Origin of the sequence: Bradyrhizobium sp., assembly GCF_049512235.1 — a bacterium.
Classification (GTDB): domain Bacteria; phylum Pseudomonadota; class Alphaproteobacteria; order Rhizobiales; family Xanthobacteraceae; genus Bradyrhizobium.
This window is the reverse complement of record NZ_JBEKXH010000607.1, coordinates 1-3,498: the sequence shown is the minus strand read 5'-3', so window position 1 is coordinate 3,498 and position 3,498 is coordinate 1. Positions and strand designations below refer to the sequence as shown.

Sequence of the window (3,498 nt, the reverse complement as noted above, 5' to 3'; positions counted from 1 at the left end):
GATGTAGATATGGGCCTGGACCTTGTGGCCAGCCTCGTGGACGTCAGTCACCTTGCGGTCATAGGCGCGGCCCTCGCGTTCGAGACGGTCAAGCTGCTCCAGGGTGGCATCATCGACGTGATAAATCTCGCCGGCAATGGCCAGCGGCGGGAGCCCGAAGTCGGCGGGGACTGCATCGAGGACGACGGGGAAAACGCCGGTCGTGATCATCCAATAGGTTCGCAGCGTTGCGGCTTCAGCTATGAACCTGCTCATTTCGAGCAGCGAGTGATTGCTTTGGCCGCGCCGCAGCGTGCCGTAGACAAAGACGCGGTGGGTCTGTGGGGTCGTCACGCGCGACTTTCCGAGCTGACCGTCCGTCATGCGTTGCGCACCAATTTCGCCGGTTCGTCGCCGCGGCAGGCTTGATGAGCCAAGGCTGCAGTGAAACGCCGTACGACCATCTCATGGTCCGCACCGTAACCGCAACATCAACAAGATCGCTGCAGGTCCGCCGTCAATGCGTGAAGAATTTCAGTGAGCCGAGCAGGATGCCAACCGCGACGATGAACATGCCGCCGGTTCTGATCGTAGCGTCGCGAAAGCCGAGATGCACGTCGTGGCGAAGTGCGGTGATGTCTGTACGCAACTCAGTTTTGAGATCACCAATGTCCACCCTGGTTGCGACGCTATCCCGCAATGCGGCGTCCAGGGCATCTGCATGGGCTCGCGCTTGCTCGGCTGGAATTCCGGCATCCTTGAGCTTGTCGATATAGATGAGCCTGTCGAACAGGATTTGATCGCTCATAACGAGATGGATACTCCTTTGGACTATTGTCGGCGTCAAAATCGCGAAAAGCAAGCTCGGAGACGGTCCGATGACCGTCAACGCCGACATCAACAAAACCCTGCGCACCACTGATCCGGCGGCCGGCAAGGTGGTGCTGGCCCTCGACCTCGCGGCAACCAGTGGGGCTGGGCGCTCGGCGCGCCGGTATTACGGTGACACTTTAGTAAATCCCCACTCGATGCTGTTCGCTGTGTTTGCCTCCTGCATCAGGCGAACCTCCCGTGGCCCGCATCGCCCGTTTTGTCGCTCCCGTCTTCGCGAAACCCACCAATTCCGCCGCTGCGATGGGTTTCGCGACCAGTTCGGACATGCGTCCGATCTGGTCACTCTACCCATCCTACAACTGATCAGTTTGATGGAATCGGCCGTCTGGTGCGTCACGCTGGTCGGATCGTTCACACCTTTGACGATGTGGCAGTTCGCGCGCGTTTCGCCGGGCTGCGACCCTCGCGCGAAGCGAGCCTGTTGCGTGGCTTCGCTGCCGACCCCACATCTCGAGCTTTCATTCGGGGATGGTGATCGGCATATTCCTTGCCGTCGATCGGTGCCACGTGCGGGGGATCTCTGTCGAGATAAGGCCGTCCGATGCCAAACTCTTGCCCGTGTGCATCGATCCACTTCCAGAGGGTTTCAGTGGAAGTCCATCGCTGCGCCCGTGTCGCGCCATTGACGCTCACGATATCCGCCGCCAGGCCGTGGCCATAGCCTCCACGGAAGCTACCGCCATGATAGGACCTGTCATTGGCCGCCTTAAGGCCGCTTGCAATCGATTGGCGATAGTCGTCGCGGAACGCGCTTGTGATGCCGGGTAATAGGCCTGCCTGCTCGGCCCCGTGTAGCATGCGAAAGAGCTTCAGTTTAAAATCCCGATCCATGCCTCCGATCACGTAGTCCGCCATGGACAGGCCGGCCTTTTCGGCGGCCTTGGGGTCCTTCCACGAAAAATCCTCATCGGCAAGTGTCGTAAAGGTCTTCGTGACAGTCACCCGTCTGCCCTTTTTCCTGACGGTCACTTTTCTCCGTTCCTGGGTCTTGATGGCGTCTTCCTTGGGTGTGCGTTGGTAAATCGCCCAAAGATAACGGTCGATGCAGCTATCGATCACGAAGCACTCATCGAGAACTTCGGTTGTGTCGATGGCCGGATGAGCGTCGCCGGGCTCCCTGGTCGCCACGCTCATGTTAGCCGGCTGCTCCGGCGCTGTTTCAGGCCGCGGCATTTCCGAAGCAGAAGAATCTGTCGACGCGGCTGCAACGATCGGTTCCGGCTCATGCGAAGCCGGCGTCGCGTCGGCGGCCGCTGCCTGCGTTTGCGATCTGCTGGCAGCCACTGCGTCGGCGGTTCCGAACGCGAGCGGCGGCGGTTTTTCGGCAAACCCTGAGGTGGTAAGAGCCGGTTCGAGGCGGTCAAAGATTGGCGCGGCGCCGGTGCTATCGATCCCCGCAGAACCAAACGCAGCGATCCACGCAAAAACCGAAACAGGTATAGCGGCCTGTCGGCAGAATGCTGCCATTGCTGCCAGTCGCGGGTTCATGATCGCCGTCTCCAATTGGGCCGGATGGCATAGCGACGCCGCGATATTCGCGTTCACGGTGTGCACTAGCAATGGCGGAAACCTCTGATAATCAGTTTTCACAGCGGGTGTTGCCTAACTGCAACGCAATCCGTCTCGGTGCCGCAGGTCCAATCGGGATCGTTGGAGGGGCGTCAGCGAGGATCTGCCTAAACGTATCCGCAACTTTTGTGTCTGCGCCGGAACGATGGGCCGAAGACGGTATTCTCAAACCAGACAAGCCTGAACCTGGCCTGGCGCTCTTCCAACCGCGCTGGGCTTTGTCTTTGACAGAGCGGCCGTGGCCAAACCGGGGACCATCTATGCGACTCTTTTCCTGCCAAGCCTGCGCAAATATCCTCTACTTCGAAAATCGCAGTTGTGGCCGCTGCGGCCACCGGTTGGCGTTTATGCACGAGCGGATGACGCTGTCTGCTCTCAAGCCCAGCGGCGATCAGTGGCAACCTCTGGAGAGCGGGGAACAAAGACGCTCGCTGTGTAAAAACGCCCAGCGGGATGCCTGCAACTGGCTTGTGGATGACGGCTCCGACGACCCTTATTGCGTGGCTTGCCGCCACAACGGCACCGTCCCGGATCTTTCCGATCCTATCCGGCTGGCCGGCTGGCAGGAGCTGGAGCTTGCGAAGCATCGGCTGTTCTATTCGCTGTTGCGCTGGAAGCTCCCGCTCAAAACCCGTGCCGAAGATCCGCGGCACGGTCTGATTTTCAACTTTCTCGCCGACGATCCGGCCACCGGCCACAAGGTCATGACCGGGCATGACGACGGCGTGATCACGGTCGCCTTGACCGAAACAGACGCGATCGAGCGCGAACGCCGTCGCCTGCAAATGAACGAGCCATACCGCACGTTGTTGGGGCATTTGCGTCACGAGGTCGGGCATCATTTTTGGGACCTTCTGGTCCGCGACGGCGGCAAGCTTGATGGCTGTCGAGAGATCTTTGGCGACGACCGGATCGATTACGACGAAGCCCTCATGCGGTATTACGACGCGGGCGCACCGTCGAACTGGCAACAGCATTACGTGTCGGCCTACGCCACCATGCACCCCTGGGAGGATTTCGCAGAAACCTGGGCGCACTATCTCCATATCGTCGATA

General features: G+C 60.0%; 4 protein-coding genes. 1 reads left to right on the top strand and 3 read right to left on the bottom strand.

The features are described from left to right. The 3 genes from ABSG20_RS32615 to ABSG20_RS32605 form a co-directional block, all read right to left on the bottom strand. Window positions 1-333: gamma-glutamylcyclotransferase family protein (locus ABSG20_RS32615; RefSeq protein WP_423868566.1), on the bottom strand; the 333-nt coding region annotated here is incomplete at its 3' end. A 163-nt stretch (window positions 334-496) separates the two neighbouring features. After that, complete coding sequence (locus ABSG20_RS32610; protein WP_423868565.1) at window positions 497-787, bottom strand: hypothetical protein; 291 nt, start codon at window positions 785-787, stop codon at window positions 497-499. A gap of 437 nt (window positions 788-1,224) precedes the next feature. Beyond that, window positions 1,225-2,361 carry a M15 family metallopeptidase domain-containing protein gene (locus ABSG20_RS32605; RefSeq protein WP_423868564.1) on the bottom strand — a complete coding sequence of 379 codons (1,137 nt, stop codon included), beginning with the start codon at window positions 2,359-2,361 and terminating at the stop codon, window positions 1,225-1,227. Window positions 2,362-2,702: 341 nt separating this feature from the next. Between ABSG20_RS32605 and ABSG20_RS32600 the strand changes: the two genes are divergently transcribed. Further along, the coding region (locus tag ABSG20_RS32600) for a zinc-binding metallopeptidase family protein (RefSeq protein WP_423868563.1) at window positions 2,703-3,498 on the top strand (796 nt) is incomplete at its 3' end.

Coding starts and splice junctions, on each gene's coding strand:
- ABSG20_RS32610 (WP_423868565.1), bottom strand. CDS start 787: ATGAGCGATCAAATCCTGTTCGACAGGCTCATCTATATCGACAAGCTC.
- ABSG20_RS32605 (WP_423868564.1), bottom strand. CDS start 2,361: ATGAACCCGCGACTGGCAGCAATGGCAGCATTCTGCCGACAGGCCGCT.